Source organism: Oleiphilus sp. HI0086, assembly GCF_001635225.1.
Genome location: NZ_LWFZ01001069.1, coordinates 1 through 1,189, shown reverse-complemented (window position 1 = coordinate 1,189; position 1,189 = coordinate 1). Strand labels below are relative to the sequence as shown.

Sequence of the window (1,189 nt, the reverse complement as noted above, 5' to 3'; positions counted from 1 at the left end):
AACAAAATCTGGGGCTTACAGCAACTTTCTTACATTAGGGAGATTTTTAAAATCACTATCTCCGCTTACTAGGACGTCGAGCCTGCTTAACGCCTTTCTTAACCGCTTTAGTGTGTGCCCTGCTTTCTTTAGCGATTTCCTGACTAGTTTTCTGCCTATGCTTGATAGGAGGCAAGTTAACCAAATCTCGCAATTCGTTAATATCCTTAACCTTAAGCTCTTCCCAGGCGCCAACCTTTAAACGACTTGGCATAAATATACAGCCGTAGCGTACACGCTTAAGCCTGCTTACCTGAACTTCCTGAGACTCCCATAAGCGACGAACCTCTCGATTACGACCTTCCATGACAACAACGTGAAACCACTTATTGCGGCCCTCGCCACCGTATTCTTGAACGTCGGTAAACTTGGCAAGTCCGTCATCGAGTAACACACCTTGCTTAAGTCTTTCGAGCATCGCGCCATCGACTTCACCATGGATCCGAACTGCGTACTCGCGATCAACACCGTAAGATGGATGCATTAAGCGATTAGCTAATTCGCCATCGGTTGTCAAAATCAACAAACCGCTAGTATTAATATCCAGACGACCTACCGATATCCAGCGCTGCCCCTCAAGCTTCGGCAGGTTATCAAAGACGGTTGGTCGCCCTTCAGGGTCAGAATGTGTACAGACAACCCCTTCAGGCTTGGAATAAACAATAACCTTATATTCTTGTTCAGACCTTCTAGGCATTTTTACAAAACGATCATCTACATAAACTTTATCACTTGGTACAACCCGCAAGCCCAATGAAGCAACTTCACCATTTACCTTCACTCGGCCCTGGCTTATCCAGCGTTCTAGCTCGCGGCGAGAAGCAAGGCCGGCTTGCGCAAGAACCTTCTGTAGGCGCTCACCAACAGGAGCCGTGGCACTACTTTCAGCTTGTAAGCTTTCGTCAAGATCGCTTTCGCTGACAGGAGTTTGTTGTAGATCAGTATCTGACTTCTTGGTCATTAAAATGCTCATTAGGTGAAATTTATATGCTGCAACCATTGTAGGTCAGCAGAGGGTATTCGCCAATAAAAAACCAGGGCTGAGGAACTATTGCGTAGTCACTAAGCCCGGAACTTATTGCTTAGGAATTTTGCGTCAGGCTAACTTTTAAAATCTCTGCCTGAAGATCAGCATATTCATGAACTGCTG

Annotated in this window: 1 protein-coding gene; it reads right to left on the bottom strand. The window is 45.8% G+C overall.

The annotated features are described in order from the left end of the window. Positions 1 to 55: 55 nt before the first annotated feature. On the bottom strand, positions 56 to 1,000 hold the full coding sequence (rluB, locus tag A3756_RS19040; protein WP_082865178.1) for a 23S rRNA pseudouridine(2605) synthase RluB: 945 nt from the start codon (positions 998 to 1,000) through the stop codon (positions 56 to 58). Between the last annotated feature and the right edge of the window lie 189 nt (positions 1,001 to 1,189).